18 protein-coding genes and 1 tRNA gene are annotated in these 19,480 nt (G+C 48.7%); 12 read left to right on the forward strand and 7 right to left on the reverse strand.

Annotated elements, in window-relative coordinates; genetic code table 11:
• Positions 1 to 316: 316 nt before the first annotated feature.
• The 5 genes from OEY64_04445 to secF all read left to right on the forward strand — a co-directional run bounded on the left by OEY64_04445 (position 317) and on the right by secF (position 5,710).
• Complete coding sequence (locus tag OEY64_04445; GenBank protein ID MDH5542198.1) at positions 317 to 1,429, forward strand: hypothetical protein; 1,113 nt, start codon at positions 317 to 319, stop codon at positions 1,427 to 1,429.
• Complete coding sequence (locus OEY64_04450) at positions 1,426 to 2,817, forward strand: hypothetical protein (GenBank protein ID MDH5542199.1); 1,392 nt, start codon at positions 1,426 to 1,428, stop codon at positions 2,815 to 2,817. The genes OEY64_04445 and OEY64_04450 overlap by 4 nt, the downstream gene beginning before the upstream one ends.
• A 90-nt stretch (positions 2,818 to 2,907) precedes the next feature.
• On the forward strand, positions 2,908 to 3,237 hold the full coding sequence (gene yajC, locus OEY64_04455; GenBank protein MDH5542200.1) for a preprotein translocase subunit YajC: 330 nt from the start codon (positions 2,908 to 2,910) through the stop codon (positions 3,235 to 3,237).
• Positions 3,234 to 4,784, forward strand: coding sequence for a protein translocase subunit SecD (gene secD, locus OEY64_04460; GenBank protein MDH5542201.1), 1,551 nt, complete (start codon positions 3,234 to 3,236; stop codon positions 4,782 to 4,784). Before yajC ends, secD begins: the two co-directional genes overlap by 4 nt.
• 2 nt (positions 4,785 to 4,786) lie before the next feature.
• The gene (secF, locus tag OEY64_04465) at positions 4,787 to 5,710 is read left to right on the forward strand and encodes a protein translocase subunit SecF (protein MDH5542202.1); all 924 of its coding nucleotides are present in this window, start codon (positions 4,787 to 4,789) and stop codon (positions 5,708 to 5,710) included.
• 156 nt (positions 5,711 to 5,866) lie between these two features.
• On the opposite strand, the gene OEY64_04470 is transcribed toward secF, so the two are convergent.
• Positions 5,867 to 7,657 (reverse strand): transporter substrate-binding domain-containing protein, encoded by a 1,791-nt coding sequence (locus OEY64_04470; GenBank protein MDH5542203.1) that lies wholly within the window; start codon positions 7,655 to 7,657, stop codon positions 5,867 to 5,869.
• A 466-nt stretch (positions 7,658 to 8,123) separates the two neighbouring features.
• Positions 8,124 to 8,199 (reverse strand) — tRNA-Ala (locus tag OEY64_04475).
• A 163-nt stretch (positions 8,200 to 8,362) separates the two neighbouring features.
• Between OEY64_04475 and hflK the strand changes: the two genes are divergently transcribed.
• Together hflK and hflC are read left to right on the forward strand one after the other, a co-directional pair.
• Positions 8,363 to 9,451, forward strand: a complete 1,089-nt coding sequence (gene hflK, locus OEY64_04480; protein ID MDH5542204.1) for an FtsH protease activity modulator HflK — start codon at positions 8,363 to 8,365, stop codon at positions 9,449 to 9,451.
• The gene (hflC, locus tag OEY64_04485) at positions 9,448 to 10,326 is read left to right on the forward strand and encodes a protease modulator HflC (GenBank protein MDH5542205.1); all 879 of its coding nucleotides are present in this window, start codon (positions 9,448 to 9,450) and stop codon (positions 10,324 to 10,326) included. Before hflK ends, hflC begins: the two co-directional genes overlap by 4 nt.
• A 161-nt stretch (positions 10,327 to 10,487) precedes the next feature.
• On the opposite strand, the gene OEY64_04490 is transcribed toward hflC, so the two are convergent.
• Positions 10,488 to 11,393: an amidohydrolase family protein gene (locus OEY64_04490; GenBank protein ID MDH5542206.1), complete on the reverse strand. Its 906-nt coding sequence runs from the start codon at positions 11,391 to 11,393 to the stop codon at positions 10,488 to 10,490.
• Between the two features lie 82 nt (positions 11,394 to 11,475).
• Between OEY64_04490 and OEY64_04495 the strand changes: the two genes are divergently transcribed.
• The 3 genes from OEY64_04495 (at position 11,476) to OEY64_04505 (ending at position 13,990) form a co-directional block, all read left to right on the forward strand.
• Positions 11,476 to 12,135 carry an HAD hydrolase-like protein gene (locus tag OEY64_04495; GenBank protein ID MDH5542207.1) on the forward strand — a complete coding sequence of 220 codons (660 nt, stop codon included), beginning with the start codon at positions 11,476 to 11,478 and terminating at the stop codon, positions 12,133 to 12,135.
• Positions 12,132 to 12,482: a YkgJ family cysteine cluster protein gene (locus OEY64_04500; protein MDH5542208.1), complete on the forward strand. Its 351-nt coding sequence runs from the start codon at positions 12,132 to 12,134 to the stop codon at positions 12,480 to 12,482. Before OEY64_04495 ends, OEY64_04500 begins: the two co-directional genes overlap by 4 nt.
• 512 nt (positions 12,483 to 12,994) lie before the next feature.
• A complete protein-coding gene (locus tag OEY64_04505) occupies positions 12,995 to 13,990 on the forward strand; it encodes an NTP transferase domain-containing protein (protein ID MDH5542209.1) in 996 nt (331 codons plus the stop codon).
• A gap of 16 nt (positions 13,991 to 14,006) precedes the next feature.
• Here OEY64_04505 and OEY64_04510 read toward each other — a convergent pair whose 3' ends face one another.
• Positions 14,007 to 14,939, reverse strand: a complete 933-nt coding sequence (locus OEY64_04510) for an aldo/keto reductase (protein MDH5542210.1) — start codon at positions 14,937 to 14,939, stop codon at positions 14,007 to 14,009.
• Positions 14,940 to 15,037: 98 nt separating this feature from the next.
• On the opposite strand from OEY64_04510, the gene OEY64_04515 reads away from it, so the two are divergent.
• Positions 15,038 to 16,582 carry a hypothetical protein gene (locus tag OEY64_04515; protein ID MDH5542211.1) on the forward strand — a complete coding sequence of 515 codons (1,545 nt, stop codon included), beginning with the start codon at positions 15,038 to 15,040 and terminating at the stop codon, positions 16,580 to 16,582.
• An 11-nt stretch (positions 16,583 to 16,593) separates the two neighbouring features.
• On the opposite strand, the gene fetB is transcribed toward OEY64_04515, so the two are convergent.
• Both fetB and OEY64_04525 read right to left on the reverse strand, forming a co-directional pair.
• Positions 16,594 to 17,382 carry an iron export ABC transporter permease subunit FetB gene (fetB, locus tag OEY64_04520; protein MDH5542212.1) on the reverse strand — a complete coding sequence of 263 codons (789 nt, stop codon included), beginning with the start codon at positions 17,380 to 17,382 and terminating at the stop codon, positions 16,594 to 16,596.
• Positions 17,379 to 18,059: an ATP-binding cassette domain-containing protein gene (locus tag OEY64_04525; protein ID MDH5542213.1), complete on the reverse strand. Its 681-nt coding sequence runs from the start codon at positions 18,057 to 18,059 to the stop codon at positions 17,379 to 17,381. Before OEY64_04525 ends, fetB begins: the two co-directional genes overlap by 4 nt.
• A 131-nt stretch (positions 18,060 to 18,190) precedes the next feature.
• Between OEY64_04525 and OEY64_04530 the strand changes: the two genes are divergently transcribed.
• Positions 18,191 to 19,018 (forward strand): DnaJ domain-containing protein, encoded by an 828-nt coding sequence (locus OEY64_04530; GenBank protein MDH5542214.1) that lies wholly within the window; start codon positions 18,191 to 18,193, stop codon positions 19,016 to 19,018.
• Positions 19,019 to 19,130: 112 nt separating this feature from the next.
• Here the strand turns inward: OEY64_04530 and OEY64_04535 are convergent, their stop codons facing one another.
• On the reverse strand, positions 19,131 to 19,271 hold the full coding sequence (locus OEY64_04535) for a hypothetical protein (protein ID MDH5542215.1): 141 nt from the start codon (positions 19,269 to 19,271) through the stop codon (positions 19,131 to 19,133).
• Between the last annotated feature and the right edge of the window lie 209 nt (positions 19,272 to 19,480).

Consider the following 19,480-nt stretch of genomic DNA (forward strand, 5'->3'; position numbering starts at 1 on the left):
TGGTATATCGGCCAAATCGGCATATACCTTAGCCTTCCAATTTAAATAATATCCGATTTTTCAGCGCTCATGCGATCGACTTTTGCGGTATCAGCGATTGTTTGGAGAATAAAATCGGCTTTTCGAGAGCTTTCTACCAAAAAGGCAAAACGGAGAACTCTTGCGTGCTGGCTGTAACTAATTGAATAAATGGCATATGCAAGAAGACGCTAACCGCCTATCGCTTCTCTTTTCATCGGAACGATTCTGGTTGTTTATTACCGGATCGGCTGGCAATTCATTTGAAATAGGTTGGTTCACAACGTAGAATTCCGGCATGACCTTTATCGCCGGGATTTGCCGATTTCCATTTCTCTTTTTCGTATTGATGATCGTTGTTCCACATACGAACAATGCTGAAGGGGCGACCATCACCGTACCCCAGGATGAAAAGACCTGGATGGCGCATACACCGTTAAAGGTGGATAAAGGGGTCGTATTGTTCGATGTCGACAAGAGGGAAAACCTGATGCTTGCCATGCCGAACGTCGCGGCAGTTTCATTTGAATACGAGACTGACGGGAATTTCCTGGTTTCATCTTCTTCTCTGACACCGGGTGGCGAGCAGATTGACTATCTCTTCAGCGAACGGAAGAAGATATGGAGCGGGACAGGGCGGGTTGAGTTTGATCTCAGGCGAACGATAGGGTGGTCGCCCGGCAGCAGGCCTATGCTGATATTTGAGGGGACGGGGAATTTCAGAATTAGAAATCTGGCAGTTACCACGCCGGCAAACCTGCGGGATTACAGCGCGGAAAAAGGATCCGCTTTTTTCTGGAAACCGATAAGCATCTGGCATACGACTATCAACTTTATTACGCCGGCATATTGGGATGTAAACAGGAATATCAGTTTTTCCTTAATGCTTGGAGTTTCATATCTCGTTTTGGTCGTTGTTCTGATTTTCGCACGGCTTTATTCGAAAAAGATAAAGACGGAAAAGTTTGCGGTATTGATATCCCTGACGGGGGTCTGCATATTTGCGCTTCACTTTGCTTTCAGGCTTGCCCCTTCCGTCAATTACAATATTCTCGATTCAAACGAAGAGAAAATTAAACTCAATTACTATTATCCCGAGTTCGGCATTCTTGTCTCAAAGGCAAGAGAGATAATTGGAACCGGCGATACAGTAGTGGTGATGTACGAAAGCGGGGATTGGTTCTCGCCTGAGGCCTTCTGCTTTAACATTGTTCCCGAAAGGTGCGTTTTTTATGAACCTGACAATGATACGCTTTTTGGAAATCCATGGCCGGGTCTTCCGACATACGTAAAGGCGGACATCAACAGCGTGAACGCGATCGTTTCATACAATTCGGCGTATCCGCTCCCCGTAGGCTTCAGGAAGGTGTATGAGCTCAACAGGAATGTTTTCATAGCGAGGAAAGAGTGATCTACCTCATAAGCGCAACGCTTACAGCGGTTTCAGGCTATGTCATAGGCCATCACGCCCGGTTGTTGCGGAAAAACCTGGCGTACGATATTGCCCTCGGCTGGTTTATCGGTTCCGGATACTTTTCTCTTGCGTATCTTGCGGTTCAACATGTTACGGGGGTGGCACCGATGGCATCCATCTCAGTCGGCATAGTCGCCTTACCGCTTTTATCGGCGGGGTACAGGTGGAGGGAGTTTAGCGGCTTTGTAGCAGAGACTTTATCGCGCCATAAACTGCGGCAGGAAAAGATATCTTTTTCCGCGTTCGAAGCGATATTGGTCGCCGTTGTGGTCGCGGTAGTCCTGCTCGCTGTTTTTCACGGGATCAGTACGCCTACCAATGGAGATGACGCGCTGAGGTCGCGCGGATACCACCCGCTACTGGTGCATGCGGGCGTTGTGGACATAAATAATTCCATCTTTCATAACGGGATCTGGCCAAACTATGCCCCGCTGTTATCGTGGCACCTGAATGGGAGCGCGGATCATTTTTATCTGAATTACGGTGTTTTAACTTTGGCCGTATTCTTTATGGTGCTTGTCTATACTTCGCCTGCGCAAAAAAGGAATACGCGTCAGGGGCTTTATTCCCTTTTCCTTGTAGTTTCGATCCCGCTTTTCGTCTTTCATATGACATCAACGTACATCGACATATTCCTGATAGTTGCGGTAGCGCTTGGATATTTATTCTTTTCTTTATATATCAGGGACGGCGATGAGACCGATCTGAATACATCCATCATCTTTTTTACGCTTGTATCTTTTGCCAAAACGAAGGGGATAATAACAGGCCTTACCGGATTCGGTTTTATCGGGATGTATCTTGTCCGGGAATTTTGGGAAAACAGGCGTCTCCCGTCCATTAGGGTAGCCGGATTCGGTGTTCCCTTCCTGCTATTTTTGGCAATAAAGGAGTATCACGATCCTATGCTATCAGGTCTTTTCCGCATGGCGGCCGGCGCGCCAGCGGACATTATCCGGCAGAGTAATGAAGTAATGCCTGATAATACGGTAGGGGAAAAGAGCGCGGCTTTTTGGCACTCTCTTTTTATAAGCGGCAATTTCGGCATTCATTTTTACCTTTTGATCGGGGCGACTGTTGCGTATTTCAGGAGGATTTTCAGCACGAAACTTGTATGGGATTTCCTATTTCTTTCAGCAATATTTTTTGAGACGTATTATTTCATGGTCTATTGGTACGTAAACATGCCATACCATCAGTCGATCCTTCACAGGGTTGTTATGATGCTTTCCGTGATTTGCGCCCTTTTTCTTGCCACATGTTTCGCCAGGGGGGAGGACGAAGGAGAGATTGGCGAAACAGGGGGGCGGCAAGGGCCTGTTTGACGAAAAATTTGTTTTTTCGGTTTTTCTTGAACTTTTCATCCGGTTAGGTTTTAATCTATCCTTTTGATTTTATTAAATAGGAGTTAATTGATGTTTTCGCTGGTAGACAACGCCTTCGCTATGGCACCACCTACGGGGGCCGAGGTATCGACGGTCGACACTATTATGAGTTTCGCTCCGCTGATACTACTTCTGTTTATCTTTTATGTGTTTATTATTCGCCCGCAGGGAAAGAAACAGCAGGAGACAAAACAGATGATAGAAAACCTGAAGGAAGGGGACAGGGTGCTAACCTCCGGCGGTATCATCGGGACTATTGTGAAGGTCAAGGATGACGAACTTACTGTTGAGATAGCGAAAGAGGTTAAAGTGAAAATAAATAAAAATTACGTTTCATCACTGGTGACGAAAAGCATATGAACAAACCTCTTCTTTGGCGTTTTGGATTGACCGCGGTTGTGCTTATAACCGCGCTTTACTCAGCTCTTCCGCTGGAAAAGAAGATCAAGCTCGGACTGGATCTCCAGGGGGGGATGTACCTCGTGTATGAGGTCGAAACAGACAAGGCAATTCAACTGAAGCTTGAAAGGCTCAGGAACGAAATAAAGGATGCACTTGAGAACGACGGCATTGGCGTCGGGCATATGGATACCGAGGGGGGCAACTCTCTGAGGGTGGTTCTTGCCAATCCTGACGATACAGTATCGGCTAAGAGGATTTTTTCTGAATTTTCCGATCTGAGCGAAGATTCCGGCCAGCCGCAAGGGGAGCTTGTTTATACATTCAGCGAATACAAGGCCAAAACGCTGAGACAGAATTCAGTCGACCAGGCGCTTGAAACCCTGCGGAACAGGATAGACGCGTTTGGCGTTTCGGAACCTGGCATTCAGAGGCAGGGGGAGAACAGGATACTTATAATGCTTCCGGGGGTACAGGATCCCGATCGGGCGAAATCGCTCATCAAAACCACCGCAATGCTTGAGTTCAAGATGGTAGATGAAGATGCGAGCATCGAGAAGGCCGTGGCGGGTGATATCCCTGCTGGCCGAGAGGTACTCTGGAGATACGAAATAGATCCCAACACCGGAAAGAATGAGAAAAGAAACGCGTATGTATTGATGAAGAACGCTCTCCTTACAGGCGAATCGATCGAGGACGCCGACGTGCGTATTGATCAGAGTTACAACGAACCATACGTACTTCTGGTTTTCGACAGCGAAGGGGGACGGAGGTTCGCCGAGATAACGGAAAAGAACGTGAACAAGAGGTTTGCCATTATTCTGGACGGGAAGGTGCATTCCGCTCCTGTCATTCAGGAGCGCATCGGAGGTGGTAGGGCGCAGATCTCGGGCGGATTCTCGACCGAAGAGGCCCACGATCTTGCGATAGTACTGAAGGCCGGTGCGTTGCCGGCACCGTTGCATCTCCTTGAAGAGCGAACTGTTGGCCCCACTCTCGGCGCGGACAGCGTAGCAAAAGGGGTAAAATCGATTATTTTTGGATTGGTCACCGTAATACTCTTTATGCTTGCCTACTACAGGATAGGGGGGATAATCGCCGACTTTGCGCTCATTTTGAACCTTGTGGTCATCGCGGGGATAATGGGCTATCTCGAAGCTACGCTTACACTCCCGGGCATCGCGGGAATTATCCTCACAGTCGGTATGGCGGTGGATGCGAACGTTCTGGTCTTTGAGCGAATTCGCGAGGAGGTCGCGAACGGGAAAACGATACGCGCGGCGGTTGAGGCCGGCTTTTCAAAGGCGTTCCTCACGATTATCGATGCGAACATTACGACTCTTATCGCGGCGATAGTGCTGTTTCAGTTCGGTACCGGTCCTTTGAAAGGGTTTGCCGTGACCCTGACCATCGGCATATTGGCATCAATGTTTACCGCGGTTTTTGTTTCGCGGACAGTTTTTAACCTGATACTTTCCAGCCGGAAAGTTACAAGTGTGAGCATCTGAACATGAGATTTTCGATTAGCAATTTAAACTATAAGTTTCTTGATTTTAGAAAGACCGGGTATATATTCTCCGCAGTATTGATCACTATTTCATTGCTCAGCGTGGCTTTGCACGGGGGATTGAAATACGGGATAGATTTTGCCGGCGGCACACTGATACAGATCAAATTCAAGGAGCCTGTCGACATCAGAGAGGTAAGGAAGATCGTGAATGCCCTTGATGCAAACGGCGGGGACATTCAGGAATTTGGCGAGCCTGAGGTCATTATCATCAATCTCCACTCCGAAGACGGGGCGCATGATAAAACAGTACAGATGGTTAAAGAAAGTCTGGTTGGCAAGTATGGGGAGGACGGTTTTATCATTGAAAGGGTCGAGATGGTTGGACCAAAGGTTGGAAGCGATCTTTCAACAAAGGCCATTATGTCTATCCTTTACTCCTTGATAGGGATACTTATTTATGTTTCATACAGGTTCGAATTCCGCTTTGCCGTCGCGGCGGTAGTAGCGCTGGCGCACGATACGATCATTACGGTTGGCGCCTTTTCCATCGCGGACAAGGAGTTCGCGCTGCCGGTTGTTGCCGCGTTGCTTACGGTGATCGGTTACTCGCTCAATGATACGATAGTCGTGTTCGACCGCATCAGGGAGGACCTGAGGCTGAAGAGGTCTTTGCCGATAAACGACTTGATCAACGGTAGCATAAACGCCACGTTGAGCCGTACCGTTATTACATCCGGCACCACGCTCCTTGTTGTTTTGGCGATCTTTATCTTCGGCGGTTCGGTTATTCATGATTTCGCCTTTGCGCTCCTGGTTGGTATCGGGATTGGTACCTACTCATCGATATTCATTGCGTCTCCGCTACTTCTGTTCTGGCCCGGGACTACAACCCAGACGCTAAGTCTTGCTGTAAAAAAGAAATAGGATAGAGACGCGTACATAGGCGCAACTTCAGGCCTACTGGCCACAGCGCCTGGTATTATTGACATCCCTTTCTCGAACTGCAATCAGGCAAATTGCGAATTTGGCTGGGCCAACACAAACCTTGGCATGATGATTACTTTGGAGGGAGTCAGTTCCTTACGGCACGCTGAAAGGGAGTATCCAATGGAAGGTGGTTCCGGCTCCCGCTACGCTTTCGAACCATAGCCTCCCGCCCATCAGCTCCGCGAACTGTTTCGACGTTGACGCCCCAATACCGATACCCTCGAATTTTCGGGATATCGATCCGTCGACCTGTTTGAAGTTTTCAAACACCAGCGACTTCTTGTCTTCCGGTATTCCGATGCCGGTGTCTTTCACCGCGAAATGTATCCAGGCGCGCTTGTCTTTCTGTTCATCATCGAGGTATATTTTCATATTCAGCTCCCCTTTTTGCGTGAACTTAATGGCGTTGTTCAGTATGTTTTTCGATATCTGCATCAGCTTGTCGCAATCCCCTATGAGGATGGCGGGAACATTGGGTGATATCTGATATATGAAACCAAGGCCTTTCGCTTCCGCGCTCTTTTTTGGGATTTCTATGGTCATCTCCATGAATTCAATGAAATTGAACGGCGTTTCGTCCAGCTCGGCTATTCCATGTTCTACTGTTCCGGCATCCAGAAGCGTGTTTATCAGGTGAAGAAGTTTTTCGGATGAATCCTGAATGATCTTGAGCGGTTTCCTCTGTTCCTCTGTAATTTCGGTTTTTAACAGGTGCCTTGAAAAACCCATAATGCTGTTCAGGGGTGTACGCAGTTCGTGGCTCGTGTTGGCGAGCATCTCGGTTTTCATCCTGTTCGCTCTCTCAGCCTGCTCCTTGGCGTGTCTCAGGCTGTCTTCCATCTTTTTTCTTTCTGCAAGCTCCCTGGATAGTTCCTCTGTCCGAAGTTTCACCTGGTTTTTAAGCGAACGGTTCCATGTCAGCACGAATCCTATTCCCAGCCCGCCGCCAATGATGAGGATGAGGGCTGTCAGCTCACCGCGTGTCAGCCACGGTTCCTTGAATTCTATGATATGTTTTCGGACGATATTGCTTTTTTCAGCTCCGGTGAGTGTTGCAAGCGCTTTCTCAAGTATCCCTGCAAGCTCGGGCCAGTCCTTTCTTACGGCAAAGGAGAGCTGGTATATAAAACCGGTTTCACCGGCAACATGGAGATTCATTATGGCTTCCTTTTCGATGTAGTACGATGCCGTGGCGATGTTTGCGATAAAGGCGTCAAGCCCGCCAAAAGCAAGTTTTCGCAGACCGCTGACCACGTCAGGCATTGGGGTGATCTCAAGTTCGGGATAATTCTCCATGAGATAATCGTGGACCGCGTAACCGAAAGTGACCCCGACTTTCTTCCCCTTGAGGCTTTCCAGTGTATGTTTCCTTAGCTTGTCGCTTCTCACGATAATGACCGCCGGAAGCCGAAGGTATGGCGAGGTGAAACGCATATACTTTTCCCGTTCCGGATTTTTTGCCGCCGCGCTCCATACATCGACCTCTTTTGCTCTTGTTTTATCAAGCACGGTCTCCCATGATTCCAGTTTTACAATAGTAAATTTCAGCCCGGTCCTGTCCTGGATAATTTCAAGATATTCAGCGGCGATACCATCAAGTTCCCCCTTTTTATCGAACCACTCTATTGGCGGGAAGGCAGGGTCGGGACCGACTCGAATGACCGGATGTTGCTTTAGCCATTCCGTCTCAGTGGCAGATAGATTTACCTTTATTCCGTTTTGTGGGCTTATCTTTTGAGATGATTCAGCTTTTTGGGCGTGTACGAGAATCACAAACGCCGTAAAAATTAGTATGTAAGTTCTTGAGATCATCGTCAATAGATTAAACGATTTTATAAGTTTTGCCGAAATTCTTTTAGATGCGAATGCAGGGCTTAACGGCATATTCTTCCGGACCAAGTGCGGCACTTTGATGTTTTTCAGGGTGCCTTAGTATGGCAGGAATTGATGGGTTTGATATTGGGAAATGGTGGAGCTGAGGGGGATCGGTCACTCTCACGCTGCTCCTGCAACGCTCGCTCGACCCCGATTCGTTTTCTCGCAAAACGTCCTGTTTTGCGTTGCTCCTTGTTCGGTCGCAAACGAAAACTCACTTTCGATCCCCGGATGAATTTCGAGAGGCCGTTATCACGCAGAATGTGGGGTTTGATATGGGGAAATGGTGGAGCTGAGGGGGATCGGTCACTCTCGCGCTGCTCCTGCAACGCTCGCTCGACCCGATTCGTTTTCTCGCAAAACGTCCTGTTTTGCGTTGCTCCCTGTTCGGTCGCAAACGAAAACTCACTTTCGATCCCCGGATGAATTTCGAGAGGCCGTTATCACGCAGAATGTGGGGTTTGATATGGGGAAATGGTGGAGCTGAGGGGGATCGAACCCCTGACCTCTTCACTGCCAGTGAAGCGCGCTCCCAGCTGCGCCACAGCCCCGTTTAATCCAGAATAAGAGAATATATACGACTTTCCGGCAAAGTCAATTCCTTTAATTATGCAACGGAACCCTTGCACATGAGGTTTAAATAAGTAACAATACTGGTTCACCGTATATTTTTACTAACTTAATCAATCTTTAGCTTCAAAAGGAGTAACAATAATGGGTTGGGAAGACAAATGGAGGCCGCCTGGCGGTCAGCAACCCCCGATAAACATCCCTGATATCAAGCTCCCGGATCTTCCGCCTTTGAACAAGAGCACGATAATCTCGGCTCTTATGATAGCTTTCGGTATTTGGGTACTTACGGGAATTTACAAGGTTGAGCTTAATGAAAGAGGAATTGTCCTCCTTTTCGGAAAGTACATGAAGGTCTCCGAGCCGGGACTCAACTGGTTTGTGCCATCCCCGATCGGCGATGTCATAAAAGTCAGGGTTGAGGAGATAAAGAGGGTAGAGATAGGTTTCCGTTCATCGACCAGGGAACGTCAGCCGAATCCGAACGCTTTCCTCGAAGAATCCTTGATGCTTACCAAGTCGGTGAACATCGTGGATATCGACATGGTAGTGCAGTACCAGGTATCGGATCCGATCAACTACCTCTTCAAGGTAGCCGACGACGATTCCAGGGAGCTGTATGACCGCGGCCTGGAAGGGACCGTCAGGAGTGTGGCAGAATCCGCGCTCAGGGAATCGGTTGGACGAACCGAGATAGATATGCTTCTTACCACCGACAAGGGGCGCGTCCAGGAAGAGGTCCGTCAGCTTATACAGAAAATACTCGACAAGTATGAAAGCGGCATCCATGTCGGACTTGTGCAGTTTCAGGACATACACCCACCTCAGGAGGTTAGAGAGGCATTCAAGGATGTAAACAACGCTGAAGAGGATAAGAACAGGCTTATCCGAGAGGCTGAAGGATATCTGAATTCAATCATCCCGGTAACAAGGGGTAAGGTCGAGCAGATATTGAAAGAGGCCGAAGCGTATCGCGAACAGAAAGAGAAAAGGGCTGAAGGCGATGCATCCCGCTTTACCCAGCAGTTGGAAGAGTACAGGAAGGGGAAGGATGTTACACGAAAGAGGCTTTATCTTGAGACTGTCGAAGCTGTGCTTGAGAATTCCAAAAAGATTCTTGTCGATAAACAGACAGCCGAGAAGATGATGCCGATCCTTTCATTTGGTCAGGATCAAGCGTTGATGCCCCCTGGCTCGGCCGGGGCGCCTACCGGAGCGGGAGGTGTGAAATGATGAGCGAAGTAAAAAATCTGGTTTTTGGAATTCTGCTGGTTGTCGCGCTATTCCTTGCAGGGAGTTCCTTTTATGTCGTGCAGGAGTTCGAGCAGGCGGTAGTCCTCCGGTTCGGAAAGTTCGTAACGGCGGTTTCTGAGCCGGGCCTGCATACAAAGATACCGATAATCCTGCAGGTAACGAAATACGATAAAAGACTTCTTGATTACGATATTACCCCTACGGAAATAGTAACGAAGGACAAGAGGACGCTTGTCGTCGATTCTTTCTCGAAATGGAAGATCACCGACCCGGAGCTCTTTTACAAGAGAGTGAGGACGGAGATAAAGGCTCGTGGACGTATCAAGGACATCATCTACTCCGAGCTGTGGCAGGAGTTCGGCTCCCACACTCTCGAAGAGATAGTTTCTGTTAACAGGCAGGTATTCATGGAGAACGTTACCATGCGCGCAAACCAGAAGGCCGAGCAGATGGAGATGGGTATTGCCATCATAGACGTAAGGATAAAAAGGGCGGACTTGCCGGAGGAGAACAAGAATTCCGTTTTCCGCCGAATGAGGGAAGAGCGAAAAAGGATAGCTTCGCAGTTCCGAGCCGAGGGTGAAGAAGAGGCGAACAAGATACGGGCAAATGCCGATAAGGAGAAGACCGTTATGCTTGCCGAGGCCTACAAGAAAGAGCAGATTATCCGCGGTGAGGCCGACTCGGTCGCCATTAAGATCTACGCGGATGCTTTCAAAAAGGATCCGGAGTTTTATGAGTTCCAGAGGTCGCTTGAGGCTTATCGCAAGGCTTTAACGAGCAACAACGCGGTAATTCTTTCCGACAGGTCGGAGTTCATGAAATATTTCAACGCTTCCGACGAAAAGAAATAGCTTTCTTTGCCGGGGCGGCCTTTGATAGTCAAAGGCCGCCCTTTCTTTTAAGTCCCATACCTTGCGAGGTCAACTTTATCCAGATAGCTGAAATCCGTTTTCAATGTCACTCTATTGTGCTTGGCCAGAAATACTCGACGTGGAAAGCGCGGTTATAGGAATTATTTTGACGATATTTTGAAAAGTTCGGCGGCGTTGCCGCCAAGGATTTTTTCGGCGTCGGCAGGATCAGGGGAGAGCGATCTAACTATCGCCTTCTGCTCTTCCATTATCGCTTTTCTGTATCCGCTGTCTGGTCTCATCACGGTATCGGTGCCGAACAGGATTCTCGATGCTCCCATTATGTCGATCGCCCTTCTGAACACTTCCATAAGCTCCATCCTCTCAGGGGTGTAATCTCGCCAGTTGTTGGTGCCGGATGTATCGACATACAGATTGTCGGTGTGATAGGCGATGAGGCATACCTCGCGGAAAAAGCCGGCTCCGAAATGGGCGATGATGAAGTTCAGGTCGGGGAAAAGCCGTAGCGGGAGCTGGAGGTCGAGCGGATTTGTATACCGGTAATCGGATGCAGGGGCGTGCGTTATCCCCATGTGGAAGGTTATCGGAACCCCGAGGCTCTGCGCCTCTTCGTATAATGGGAAGACCTTTTCGTCGTACGCATGAAAAAGCTGAAGGCAGGGGTAGAGCTTCAGCCCGCGAAAACCGTACTGCGTGACTTGGTTGCGAAGCCTTTCGGGGGCGTCTTTTGCCAGCGGGTCGTTCAGGTAGGCGTAACCCGCAAACCTCTCGGGAGCAAGGGCTACGAAGTCGCGCACCTGCTCCGGTTGCTCTGAAATGGGGAAAAAGAGCGCTCTATCTATCCCGTTTGCGTCCATCTCGGAGAGCCACTGCTTGGCGTGATCTTCCAGCGTTCTCTCCTTGAGGAAATTTATGAATTTCTGGTTTATCAGATGTGATGCCTTCTTTATTAGCATATCCGCCGAACCGGGGTAATTCTTCTCGAAGCGGAACCTGGAATCCTCGACCATTTCGGCCGTAAGGAGGTGTACATGACAATCAATCATATGCCGACATGATAGCGTATTTATACCGGAGGCGGAGAACGGTTTTTAAAATGCCCGGTTTTTCATTTATACTGTTCTGCTCATGAATACAATAGAAGCAAATCTGATAATTTTCGATCTTGACGGCACGCTGATCGACTCGAAAAAGGATATCGCCGACGCGGTGAACAGCACACTAGCCGCGATGGGGCAGAGAGAGATTCCGGTTGAGCATCTCTATTCCTTCGTCGGCAACGGCGTCCGTCCACTCATCGAAAAGAGCATGATCGAATCCGGCAACGCCGAAAGATTGCCGGAGGCTATCAAACATTTTCAGGATACATATATAGAGACGCTCCTCGATACGACAGTAATGTTCGACGGGATTCCCGAGGTGCTTGAGCATTTCGCATCACTGGGAAAGAAGATGGCTGTTGCGTCGAACAAACCGTTCCGTTACGTAGACAAGATAATCGACGGGCTTGATATGAGGCGCTATTTCCTCTCCGTAAAGGGGGGGGATTCGTATCAAACAAGCAAGCCGGAGCCGGAAATGATACTTTCAATAATTGAAGAGGCTTCCTCTTCAAGGAAGGAATCGGTGATAGTCGGGGACAGCAGGGTTGATATAAAGGCCGGGATAAACTCCGGGATAAGGACAGTCGGTGTGACCTATGGATTCAGGGAGAGGGAAGAGATAATCGAAGCGAAGCCCGATGCCATGATAGAAACTCCGATAGAGCTGAAAAAAGTAATTGTATGAGAAGGAAAATAGTGCGCGAAGGGGAATGCGTTTCATGCGGTGAATGCTGCAAAAAGCTTCGGATCACCGGGATATTGAGCAATATCGTAAGGCAACATGGAACACTGGAGGATGCGGAGGCCTATTACTCTTATCATGGCGTGAAACTCGTAGATGCGGACAAGATATCGGACAGGGCGCTCCTTGAGATTGACAGGAAATGCGACCAGCTTTCTGAAGATAACATATGCCTGCTTCATGAAATGGACAAAAAGCCGTTCATCTGCCGGAAATACCCATGGTTCAAGGATGATATCGAAACATGCGGATTCACATTTCGGGAAGAGGGGGGCTTGTTCGGATTTTAACGGATCGGCGCTATTTCTTCTCTGGCCGGGAAAAATTATTCGCCTGTCCGGAAGTGGGAGTTCTATAAAAATAGAAAAGAATCCGGACAGGCGAAAGGACGGGGAGAGACTCGACGTATAAACCAAGCACGAATGCTTTCTGCCCTAGAATAAAGCACCTTTTATGCCAAAAATGTTAAGGTATTAATATCAAACTGTTACGAAAGTCCAGGGCATTAAAAATACTCTATATGCGAAAACAAATGCACAGTATAATTCTCCTCAGATTTAAAAAAGTCAATAAAACAATGAGTTATGCGCGCATAAAGTGCGAAAATAAATGCGCAGAGCTTGTTCATATATATCTAAAATTTACGCATTCAAATTCATTTTGGTACGAACTAACGCCTTCCATTTAATTCTCTGTCGTTTTTTTCCCCTTTGGATGTAACATGAGCAGGGTAATTCCTGCTAATGGAATTTATTGATGATAAATTTTTCCCGAAATGCTATTCAGCCAGGGGTAAACAAGAGTGAGCAGTAACATTGATTCCATAGACGCCGTAATTCTTGCGGGGGGTAAGGAGTCGCGTTTCGGGATTTTGCCGATAAACAAGAACATGCTCCTCGTCAAGAACCGCCCCCTTTTCATCCATATTCTTTTTGCACTTCTGGAGGTGAAGAGGATAGGGAGGATTTTCATAACCGGCCCGGCGGACGAGATCAAAAGGATCCTCAAGGAGCATGGAGGGGATATCCCTTCGGGGAAGGTTTTTCCCGTGCAGGAGAGTACCGACATTGTGGCAAATGTCTGGATAGCATTTATTCACTCTCTTGTGAAATACAAGCCGGGAGACGAGGATAATGATGAAGAGCTTCGCGAGAAACTGTTTTTTGCCTGTGCCGGGGATATGCCGCTCGCCACGCCGATGGAGATAGACGAGTTCCTCGATGGATGCAAGGCGGCTGGCGACTACGACTGGTTCATGGGGATGACGAGGAAAGAGACGCTCGATTTTTACAAGCCGAAGAAGAGGAGAAGGGGGATAAGGATGGCCTACTCGCATTTCGCGGAAGGGCTTTACAGGATAAACAATCTTCACCTCTTTAAACCGTTCAAGATAAAAAACAAAAACGAGTTCACCGAATTCTACAGGGTCAGATACCTTAGGCGCTTCTCCAATATCCTCAAAAGCGGAATCGGGATTTTGAGAAGGAACGTCGGCCTCGAAGGGCTTTTCGGTTGGGCGTTCATGATCCTAGCCATGAAACTGTACAGGATGGGATTTATCTCGGCGTCCGATTATTTCAGGAAATTCGTCCCGATAGAGAGAGGGGAAAAGGTGGTAAGCAGGCTGATAGGGGGGAGGAGCAAAACTGTCATCACCACATATGGCGGATGTGCGCTTGATGTAGACAGGAAAGGGAACAGGGCCCTTTTTGAGAGACAGTACGATCAATGGATGGAGCACCAGTACAAGCTCGCCGATAAACGGGGTCTTTCAAAAAAGATCCCGAAGATAACCTGAAGGCTACTGCTATCAGCTATACCGCCTCAAGCTCGGCCTTCAACTCCTCCGACAGCGGTTTTAAAAGCGCCTTTGCGTTCTGCCTCAGCTGGTTGCCGTCCTTTACCCCGACAAGCGCGGCTGTTACCGTTTTGTTGGACAAGACCCAGTTGAGCGCGAGATGCAGGAGGTTTTCCCCCCTCTCTTCGGCTATTTTCGAAAGTTTGCCGACTCTCCTGAAAGCTTCATCGATCTTATCTTTTTTAAATAGCCCCATGTTCCCCTTCCCCCGCCAGTCGTTGAATGCGGAAGAGCTGTTGTATTTTCCAGAGAGAAGGCCGGACGCGAGCGGGCTGTAGGCAAGGACGCCGATACCCTCCTGGGCGCAAAATGGAAGAAGCTCATCTTCGATCTCTCTTTCCAGAAGGTTGTACTTCGGCTGGATTGAATCGATCGGAGCTATTCCCGACGCTTCGCGTAGAAGCGGGAGGTTGAAGTTGCTCACCCCTATCGCCATGATCTTCTGTTCCTCTTTCAGTTTGGCAAGTTCTTCCATGGTAGGTCCGACAGGATCGTCGGCGGAGGGCCAATGTATCTGGTACAGGTCTATCCTGTCGGTTTGCAGTCTCCGCAGGGAAAGTTCCACCTCTTCGCGGATCGACTTCGGTTTCAGGTCGCGGTAAAGGGTGGCGAGATCTTCCTTCTTCCATCGAAGTCCGCATTTCGTCGCGATGAAGATATTGTCGCGATATGGCTTCAACGCTTTGCCTATCAACTCTTCACTCCTGCCGAATCCATAGACAGGTGCGGTATCGAAAATATTTATGTTGGCTTCCAAAGCCGCCGAGATCGCCTCCATGGAGGCCTTTTCCCCCTTTGATTCCCAGAACGGAGCGCCCCCTATCTGCCAGGCGCCGAAAGCGATCTCCGAAAATTTCATTCCGGTTCTTCCAAGTTCACGATATTTCATAAAAACTCCCTGCATCTGTTTACGCGAAAAAGGGGGCGAAAAAAAAACGCGCCGAACCTCTCTTTTCCCTATAATCACACCTGAATATGAAAACAATAATGGAACGTCCCCTTATTCTAACCGTTTCTGCGGGTTTCATTCTCTCACTATTTCAAATTGTTTCATACGATGTCTGGTGGCACATCGCTTCCGGCAGATGGATGGTGGAAAATCTCGGTTTCCCCTTCAAGGATCCTTTTTCGTTTACCACTGCGGGGGCGAAATGGGTTTTTCACAACTGGCTTTTCGATCTACCGCTGTTCGCAGTACATCAAATATCCGGCGTTGATGGACTGGTTGTATTCCGGGCCATCCTCGTCGCGCTCTTTTCGGCCTCGCTTTATTTCCTATTCAGGTTAAAGGTCCCCGCCTGGCAATCTGCCCTTCTCGCAATCGCCGTTATTGCGTCACTGCGCCTAAGGTTTTTTCTACGGCCGATCCTTGCGTCCGACATTCTTTTCGTCCTTGTCCTTTTTCAGCTAGTCCGGCTTTACGGCAGGGAGAGATTAAGCATGAGCGTCAGGGATCTTTACAAGGTGCCTCTGCTTATTTTTTTCTGGTCGAATCTTCACGCTGGTGTTGTATTCGGCCTTATCACCGCAGGAACTTTTCTGCTTTCATCGATAGTTGAGAGGCGGAACTGGAAACCTTTTGCCGCCCTGTTCGGGGCTTCATTTATCGCCGGACTTGTAAATCCGAATCACATTCATATCTATCTTTATTCGTTCAGATACCTCCTTTTTAAAAAGGAGGTCGCCTTTCTGAACGCTGAACACGCTCCCCCTCCGCTTCCATGGGAGCTTCCCCAGCTTACTATTTACTGGCTGGTGATCTTCGCCGCGATGGTTTTGATATTCGCGAGAGCGAGGAAAGCTCCGCCGTATGCCGTCATGCTGGTCGCCGGCTTCGGCTATCTTGGCCTCACCTCGTTTAGAGGGATGGAGCCGTTTTGCATAGTTTCGCTCTTTACCGTCGTCACCCTCTGGCAGAACCGCATCGAAAATATCCGGCTGAAACAGGTCGTCTATTTAGCAATTATGGCAATCGTTTCCATAGCGGCGGTATACTCCCAGCCCTTGGATACGGGACGAGGGATCGCAATGGACCGCATCCCGGTATCGGCGGTTGATTTTATTGAGAAGGTGCCCATGGAAGGGGAGATGTTCAATTCGCACCCCTTTGGCGGCTACCTCATCTACCGTTTATATCCATCGCGCAAGGTATTCATCGACGGGCGGGACCTCCTTCACGCGAACACGATAAGGAGGCTGGAGGATTTCGGATACGCAAAAATGCTCGATCTCTACAAAGTCGAATGGGTTATCGCCGGATACAGGGACGCCGTTTTGAAAAACCTGCCGATGGAAGAGTGGAGCGTTGTTTACTTCGACGATATTTCCGTGATCCTTGCAAGGAGAGGGGGGAGAAACAGCGGGGTGATAGAAAAGTACGGCTACCGTCAGATCACCCCTTTCAACCTGGAAGAGAAGGTGAGCGCTTCATCCGGTGCCGAGAGGGAAGAGGTAAAAAATGAGCTTGAAAGGGCGGTCAATTCCAGCCGGCAGACATCAGGACTGGGAACGTATCTCGAAAGGCTGAGGTAGGAGAACCTCTTTTACAGAAGGTGGTAATTCAGCTGATGCGCTTTGGTGAAATACTTCCCTTTCAGAAGGTTGATAAGTATCAGGGCGGTCAACAGCACAGTGCTTGAAATCATGAACATCACGATTATCTGATATTTTGCCGCAACTACCGGCGACGCCCCTCCAAGGATCTGTCCGGTCATCATGCCGGGGAGATGCACAAAACCGACAGTGAACATCGCGTTGAACGTCGGTATGAGGGTTGCCCGAACTGCGGATCTTTTCATCTCTATGCAGGCCCGCGTGGAGGAGTGGCCGAGTATCAGCATAGTCTCCACCTCCGCTTTCCTGTTCTTCAATTCGGAGAGGAACCGCTCTCCAGCCATTGAGCCGGAGTTCAGCGCGTTCCCCATTATCATTCCGGCAAGCGGGAGAAGGTACCGGGGATCGTACCACGGCTCTATCTTCAGGATAACTTCTGTAACAATGAAGGTGTTCACTATCGTCCCGGTGAATATCGCGAACCAGACGTATAGGCCGACATTCTTGACGCGAGAGGTCATCCTTTGCGATCCCGCTGTCGCGGCGATAACGCTCATCGTGATTATCAGTAGCACAACAAAATACCATCGGTTCAGGGCGAAGATATATTCGATGATGTAACCGACCAGAAGGAGTTGGACGACGCATCGTACCGCGGCATGGAGGAAGGTCTTTTCAATGCCGAGCTGTTCCTTAATGGAGAGTGCAATAACTATCCCGAACAGGAGGGCGACCATCGCCAGATCGAGCGCTGAGGGATCGATCACGACACTGTTCATATGAACCCACCTTTATCAAGGCGCATCTGCCTCCCTTTTCCGTTTGCGATCTTCAGTTCGTCGTGCGTGACCCATACCGCGGAGAGCCCCCCCTCCCCATGGAGGCGGAGGAACGATTCCTGGAACCTCTCCCGGTTGTCCGGATCGAGCGCGGCTGTCGGTTCATCGAGGAGTATCACGTCGGGTTTCATCAGTAGCGCGCGAATAACGGAAAACCGCTGAGACTGCCCTACCGATATACGGGAGCCGGAGTTTTCAAGGAGATTGTGCGGAAGGTTGAATGCGTCCATCAGGTGGACGATCTTCTCTTCCCCCGCATCCGGCGCGGCAAAGAGCAGGTTCTCTCTTACCGTCATCTCCGGCATGAGGAATGTGGTTTGCGGCACCAGCTGTATTTTCCGTCTCAGTTCCATTACGTCAATGGAGTGGTACTCCTTCCCGTTAAATTCCATTCTGCCGGTGTCGGGATCTATGAGGCGGTTAAGGAGTTTCAGGAAGGTGCTTTTTCCGCAACCCGATTCCCCCTTGATAAATATAATTTCACCGCTATTAAGGGTAAAATGGATATTGTGTAGCAGGGGTCTTCCTGCCGGGTCAGCAGAGCCATCTTTGGCAGATTTAAACTCCCCTGTCGGGAATTTGTAAGTTACGCCAGCCGCATCAATAATGGAAATCATATCAAGTAATTATTGCATTTTTCCGAAACAAAGGTAGTTAGCTTTTGAGGCAAAAAAGGAAAGAAAAATATATTGACAAGGGTATCTAATTTACATACAATTAGCCCTAATTTGGGGGTAAACGCTGGTAAATGAAAAGGTGCTTTGACATACTTAATGTAAAACCTGGCGCCGATATGAGCGAGGTTAAAAAGGCCTATAGAAAGGCTGTTCAGAAATATCATCCCGATACAAATAATGGGATAGGTAACACCTATAAATTCAAAGAGGTAGTAAAGGCATACCGAGCGATACAGGACCATTACAAGGTTTTAGGGATAAAGCCTGCAGAGCCCCACGGGGTTTTTTCGTTCAACATCTTTGCCATGCTGTTTCGCCCGTCGAGGCCGGTTGCCGTGAAGGGACTACGGAAAAAAAGGCTATATGACCATACCTATGTTGATCCGGTTCTCATGGATCTTCCGCTTGAAGAGCTCGCGCTTAGACTTACGGAATCGAGCAACGATTTTGTAAGGAAGCAGGGTGCCAGGGCGATGGCGGTAGTTTATGGCGCCGACGCGATTCCGATATTGGGGAAGGAGCTTGAAACGGCACCTGCGGATCTGGCGGAGGAGATCATTTTCAGTCTCGGCTTAATTGATCATTTTGAATCTGCCAAGGTGCTTGAAAAGTATATGAGGCATCACAATGTGAAGATTGCCTGCACCGCGGTGAACGCGCTTGCTAATATCAACAGGCACTACTCGAGAAAACCTCTCAAGAGGATCGAGAGGGAGGGGCGCTCCCTGTTGCAACGCATTAGGGGGATGTTTGACAACAAGAACCTGTTACAGCTCGTGCGGGATGGGCTTATTGAAAAATCTGAATTCTACATTGCGCAGGCGATACGAAGGACCACGAGGGAATCGCTCCCGATCATTCTTCGCGAACTTGGTTGGGTTTTGCCGGAATCGATCTGACGCAATTTCCTGGTTCCTTTTTTTCTCCTCTCCTCTCCTCTCCTCTCCTCTCCTCTCCTCAAGTTTTTCCCATAAACATCCATTGATTTGTCAGATCTGAAAAACCTTATTTTTAGTCGACAGTAATGAAGATATCGCAGGCCTTTACAGGTAAATCCTTGCAACGGGTGAAGTAGTTAATAAGGGACCAGTGTTGCGTGGAGAAGCTCTTCAGCGGTACGCTTGCTATGTTTACAAAGTTCTGGTTCGGCAAAAAATAGCCCACATGATCGTAAAATGCCGCCCCTTATATTCAAATATCACCGACTTTTTGAACAATGAGCGGACAATATTTATCGGCTGTTTGCCTCCGATTTTAGCCTTTAAAAAAACATAAAAAAAATAAAAAAAAAGATTAGGTTTCACGCGTACATCGTGTATACTTCGTACTTCGCTTCCTGGATTTTGCGGCGCCGGTAACGG

The organism is Nitrospinota bacterium (assembly GCA_029881495.1).
GTDB lineage: Bacteria > Nitrospinota_A > UBA7883 > JACRGQ01 > JACRGQ01 > JAOUMJ01.